Below are 5,317 nucleotides of genomic sequence, written 5' to 3' on the forward strand. Positions count from 1 at the left end.
CCGCGCCCCTTCCCGCTGCCCTGCCGGAGCGGCTCCGGCAGGGCATTTTCTTGCGCCCCCGGCTGCAACTGCGGAGTCTGCGCACCCCCGGCACCCGGTTCGCGGGGGATGCGCCGGGGCGAGGATGCTCAGCTTTTGCGTCCGCCCGGCTTGCGCGGCACCGGCTTGCGGGCCGCCGGGCGCTGGCCGGGGACGGCCGGGGTGGCGGGGGCGGACTTGCGCTGTTCGCGGGCTTCCTTGCGCGCGGCGAGCTTCTTCTCGCGGTCCTCGCGGCGCGGGCGGTGGTACTGCTTCTTCTGCACGTGGCCTTCGGGTTCGTAGGGGTTGACGTTGGCCTTGAACTCGATGCGCACCGGCGTGCCGTGCAGCTTCAGCACCTTGCGGAACAGGTTGACGAGATAGCGGCGGTAGGCGTCCGGCACGTGCTCGACGCGGTTGCCGTGGATGACGATGACCGGCGGATTGCTGCCGCCCTGGTGCGCGTAGCGCAGCTTGATGCTGTGACCATGCACGAGCGGCGGCGCGTGCTGGGCGACGGCGTCCTCGACGAGGCGCGTCAGCTCCGGCGTCGACAGCTTGCGGGTCGCCGCGCCGTAGGCCTGCTTCACCGACGCGAACAGGTCCATGACGCCCGAGCCGTGCAGCGCCGAGATGTAGTGCGTGGTCGCGAAGTCGATGAATGACAGGCGGCGCGCCATTTCCGAGCGCACGCGGTCGCGCGTCTCGATGTCGAGCCGGTCCCACTTGTTGACGGCGATGACCAGCGCCCGGCCGCTTTCGAGCGCGTAGCCGAGCAGCGTCGCATCCTGATCCGAGATGCCCTGGCGCGCGTCGAGCACCATGACCACGACGTGCGCCTCCTCGATCGCCTGCAGCGTCTTGACGACGCTGAACTTCTCGATCGCCTCGTCGACGCGTGAGCGCCGGCGCACGCCGGCGGTGTCGATCAGCGTGTAGCGCGTGCCGTCCTTCTCGAAGGGCACGGCAACCGCGTCGCGGGTCGTGCCCGGCAGGTCGAAGGCGAGCACGCGCTCCTCGCCGACGATGCGGTTGATCAGCGTCGACTTGCCGACGTTGGGCCGCCCGACCACGCACAGCCGGATCGAACCGTCGTCGGCGCCGAGCGTGGTGCGGGTGAGCTCGCGCGTCTCGCCCTCGGGCAGCGCGGCGCTGACGGCTTCGAGCACGCGCTCCATCAGTGAATGCACGCCGCGCTGGTGCGTGGCCGAGATCGCCCACGGTGCACCGACGCCGAGCGAGTGGAAATCGGCGAGCGCGCTGGCGAGGTCGAGGTGCTCGGTCTTGTTGACGACGAGGTACAGCGGCCGGCCGGTGCGGCGGATCTGCGCGGCGATCTCCTCATCGGCCGCGGTCAGGCCGGCGCGGCCGTCGACCATCAGCAGCACGGCATCGGCCTCGTCGATGGCCTTGACCGCCTGCTGCGCGATCAGCGCATCGATGCCTTTGGCCTCGGCACCGACGATGCCGCCGGTGTCGACGACCAGATACGGGCTCGGGCCGATCTTGCCGAGCCCGTACTGGCGGTCGCGGGTCAGGCCGGGGAAGTCCGCGACCAGCGCATCGCGCGTGCGCGTGAGGCAGTTGAACAGCGTCGACTTGCCGACGTTGGGACGGCCGACGAGGGCGATGACCGGGAGCATGCTGCGGTCCTCCGTAAAAAACGAAGCCGGGCCACTCGGGGCCCGGCGGGGAATGACGAGGATCGGAAGGGCTGGGCTCAGCCGCCGCCGGGGCGGTAGCCGGCGAGCTTGCCGCCCTTGCCGTACGCGAACAGCATGCCGTTGCGCACCAGCGGCGTGCCCATGATGCCCTTGCCGTCGAGTTCGACGCGCCCGACCAGCCGGCCGGTGTTCGCGTCGAGGAAGTGGATGTAGCCCTCGAAGTCACCGACCGCGACCACGCTGCCGGCGGCGACCGGGGCGCTGAGCTTGCGCCCGGAGAGATCGGCGTTCTTCCAGAGCGCCGAGCCGCTGGCGCGGTCCAGCGCCCAGACCGTGTCATCGGCAGCGGTCACGAACACCTGCTGCGGCGAGACATCGAGACCGGCGTAGGTCGAGATGTCGCGGTTCCACAGCGTCGAGCCGTTGCTGAGGTCGATCGCGGTCACGGCGCCGTGGAAGGGCGCGATGTACAGCACCGAACCGGCGATGCGCGGCTCGGCATCGACATCGACCAGCCGGTCCATTTCCGTCTTGCCGCGCGGCGGTGCCAGCGTGCGCTCGAAGACCGGCCGGCCGGACTTCAGATCGAGCAGCAGCAGCCGGCCGTTGTCGAGGCCGGCGATCGCGATGCCCTGCCCGATCAGCGGCGCCGAGGCCCCGCGCAGCGACAGCAGCGGCACGCTGGCGGCGTAGTTCCACAGCTGGCGGCCGCTCGCGGCATCGAACGCGAAGAAGCGCCCGTCGGCGACGCGCACGAGCACGATGCCCTCGCCGATGCGCGGCGGCGCGAGCACCTCGCTCGATACCTGCGCCTTCCAGGCGACGGCGCCGTCGGCCTGGCGCAGCGCGACGATCTCGCCCTTGCTGCTGCCGACCACGACGATGCCGGCCCCGGCCCCGACACCGCCGCTGATGGCGAGATCGGTGTCCCTGGTCCAGCGCTTGTTGCCGGTCGCGGCATCGATGGCGGCGACATCACCGTCGCGCGCGGCCGCGTACAGCGCATCGCCGTCGAAGGCCGGCTGCAGGCGCACGAAGGCCTTGCCGGCGCCGTCGCCGATCGAGACGTCCCAGACGCGCTGGATCGAGATCGGATTGGCGATGCTCACGAGCTCGGCCGGCGGCGCCGAGTTGTCGGTGCCGATGGCCCAGGAGGTCAGCCAGCTGCAGCCGCTGGACAGTGCGGCAAGCACGGCAGCGGCGGCGAGGCGGCGCAGCGGCGTCGGAACGGAGGCGGTCATCACTTCGGCTCCTCGGCTGGCAGGTTGTCGAGCTTCAACTGGATCAGCACGCTGTTCTCGGGGCCGGCGGCGGCGAGCGCGGCCTGCCAGGCACTGCGGGCGGCCTTCAGGTCGCCGCGCGCGAAGGCCAGGTCGCCGCGCAGTTCCTCGCGCTCGGGCGCAAGTCCGCTGCCGCCGACCTTGTCGAGGCGCTGCGCGGCCTCGTCGAAGCGCTTCTCGGCGATCAGCAGCCGCGCCGCGCGCAGGTTGGCGATGCTGACGAGTTCCGGCGACGGCGCGTGCTGCGCGGCCCAGTCGAGGCTCGCGAGCGCGGCGGCCACATCCCCGCCATCGAGCGCCGAGCGCGCCATCGCCAGTGCCGCCAGCGCGGCATAGGCCGAGTCGGGTTTCTCCGAGATCAGCGCCTGGCCGCGCGTGCGCACCTGCTCGGCGTCCTTCTTCGCGAGCGCCGCCAGCACGCCGTCGTAGACCAGCGAAGCCTGCTCGGAGGTGCCGGACTGGCGCTGCTGCCACCACTGCCAGCCGAGGATGCCGGCCAGCGCCAGCACGACGCCGGCCAGGATCGAGGTGGCGTTCTGGCGCCACCAGTCGCGCAGCGCCTCGACGCGTTGTTCCTCGGTTGCGTAGTCGTCCATCGCCATGTCGGGATTCAGCTCCGCCGCCGTGCGGCCGGGTAACGGGTTCGGGGAAGGCTCAGAGGCCGAGCCGCGCGGCCAGCGCCGCGGCGATGCCGCCCTGCGCCAGGGTTTCCTGGGCGGCGTCGGTGCGCAGCGACTTCAGGCCGACGCAGGCTTGCGCGGCCTCCTGCTCGCCGAGCACCAGCGCCCAGTCGGCACCGGACTTGTCGGCGCGCTTCATCTGATTTTTGATCTGGCCGCCGCCGGCGTTGAGCTGCAGGCGAAGCTGCGGCAGCGCGTCGCGCAGGCGCTCGGCGAGCACGAGACCCGCCGCTTCGGCCGCCTCGCCGGCCATGACCACATACACCTGCGGCTGCGTGGCGGCGGCGATGTCATCGCGACCTTCAAGCAGGCCGAGCAGGCGCTCGATGCCCATCGCGAAGCCGACGCCCGGCACCGGCCTGCCGCCGAGCTGCTCGACGAGGCCGTCGTAGCGGCCGCCGGCGCAGACCGTGCCCTGGGCACCGAGGCGGTCGGTGACCCACTCGAACACGGTCTTGGTGTAGTAGTCGAGCCCGCGCACCAGCCGCGGATTGAGCTCGTAGCCGACGCCGGCGGCATCGAGCAGCGCGCGCAGGCGCTCGAAGTGCCGCGCCGATTCGTCGTCGAGGTGATCGGCGAGCACCGGCGCGGCGTCGACGAGTTCGCGCATCGCCGGGTTCTTGGTATCGAGGATGCGCAGCGGATTGCTGTCGAGCCGCCGGCGCGCGTCCTCGTCGAGCAGCTCGTAACCGCTCCTCAGGTGCGCGACCAGCTTGTCGCGATAGACGCTGCGACAGGCCGGCGTGCCGAGCGAGTTCAGCTGCAGGCGCACGTCGGCGAGTCCGAGCCGCTGCCAGAAGCGTGCGGTCATGCAGATCATCTCGGCATCGATGTCCGGGCCATCCATGCCGAAGGCTTCGGCGCCGATCTGGTGGAACTGCCGGTAGCGGCCCTTCTGCGGGCGCTCGTGGCGGAACATCGGCCCGGCGTACCAGAGCCGCTGCTGCTGGTTGTGCAGCAGGCCGTGCTCGATGCAGGCGCGCACGCAGCTCGCCGTGCCCTCGGGGCGCAGCGTCAGGCTGTCACCGTTGCGGTCGGCGAAGGTGTACATCTCCTTCTCGACGATGTCGGTGACCTCGCCGATCGAGCGGCAGAAGAGTTCCGTGGCCTCGACGATCGGCGTGCGGATCTCGCGATAGCCGTAGCCGGTGAGCACGTCGCGGATCAGCGCCTCGAAGCCGGCCCAGCGGGCGGCATCGGCCGGCAGCAGGTCGTTCATGCCGCGGATCGCTTGCAGGTTCTTCGCGCTCGCCATCGTGTTCGCTGTATGTGGGGAAGGTCGGGAAGGGAAGGTGTCGGGAGGAATGCCGGGCGGCAGCCGCTTCAGCCCGGTTCGCGGCCGAGCGTGAAGCGCGCGACGGAACCGCGCTTCGGCACGTAGACCCCGGAGTCGACGAGGCTGTCGTCAAGCCGGATCGTGACGTGCTGCGCGTGACCGAGCTTCATGCGAAACGGCGGCCGACCAGTGATCGACTGCGGGCTGCCCGGACGCAGCGTGCCCTGGAACAGCAGCTTGCCGCCGGCATCGCGCACCTCGGCCCAGCTGTCGGCACTGGCCTGCAGTTCGATCCGCGACTCGGCCGGAGCCACCGGGCCAGCCGGCGCTGGCGCAGCACCCGCGGCCGGCGACGGCACGTTCGCGACCGGCAGGGGTGGCGTCGTCGCCGCCGCCGCC

Annotated in this window: 5 protein-coding genes; all 5 read right to left on the reverse strand. The window is 71.4% G+C overall.

Annotated elements, in window-relative coordinates:
• Window positions 1-128: 128 nt before the first annotated feature.
• On the reverse strand, window positions 129-1,661 hold the full coding sequence (gene der, locus PKE44_RS14535; RefSeq protein ID WP_324552426.1) for a ribosome biogenesis GTPase Der: 1,533 nt from the start codon (window positions 1,659-1,661) through the stop codon (window positions 129-131).
• A gap of 77 nt (window positions 1,662-1,738) precedes the next feature.
• The gene (gene bamB, locus PKE44_RS14540) at window positions 1,739-2,923 is read right to left on the reverse strand and encodes an outer membrane protein assembly factor BamB (protein ID WP_324552428.1); all 1,185 of its coding nucleotides are present in this window, start codon (window positions 2,921-2,923) and stop codon (window positions 1,739-1,741) included.
• On the reverse strand, window positions 2,923-3,558 hold the full coding sequence (locus tag PKE44_RS14545) for a tetratricopeptide repeat protein (protein WP_324552430.1): 636 nt from the start codon (window positions 3,556-3,558) through the stop codon (window positions 2,923-2,925). The genes bamB and PKE44_RS14545 overlap by 1 nt, the downstream gene beginning before the upstream one ends.
• Before the next feature lie 58 nt (window positions 3,559-3,616).
• Window positions 3,617-4,897, reverse strand: coding sequence for a histidine--tRNA ligase (gene hisS, locus PKE44_RS14550; RefSeq protein WP_324552431.1), 1,281 nt, complete (start codon window positions 4,895-4,897; stop codon window positions 3,617-3,619).
• A 68-nt stretch (window positions 4,898-4,965) separates the two neighbouring features.
• Window positions 4,966-5,317: DUF4115 domain-containing protein (locus PKE44_RS14555; RefSeq protein ID WP_324552433.1), on the reverse strand; the 352-nt coding region annotated here is incomplete at its 5' end.

The organism is Plasticicumulans sp. (genome assembly GCF_035331805.1).
In the GTDB taxonomy this organism is placed as follows: domain Bacteria; phylum Pseudomonadota; class Gammaproteobacteria; order Competibacterales; family Competibacteraceae; genus Plasticicumulans.

Coding starts and splice junctions, on each gene's coding strand:
- der (WP_324552426.1), bottom strand. CDS start 1,661: ATGCTCCCGGTCATCGCCCTCGTCGGCCGTCCCAACGTCGGCAAGTCG.
- bamB (WP_324552428.1), bottom strand. CDS start 2,923: ATGACCGCCTCCGTTCCGACGCCGCTGCGCCGCCTCGCCGCCGCTGCC.
- PKE44_RS14545 (WP_324552430.1), bottom strand. CDS start 3,558: ATGGACGACTACGCAACCGAGGAACAACGCGTCGAGGCGCTGCGCGAC.
- hisS (WP_324552431.1), bottom strand. CDS start 4,897: ATGGCGAGCGCGAAGAACCTGCAAGCGATCCGCGGCATGAACGACCTG.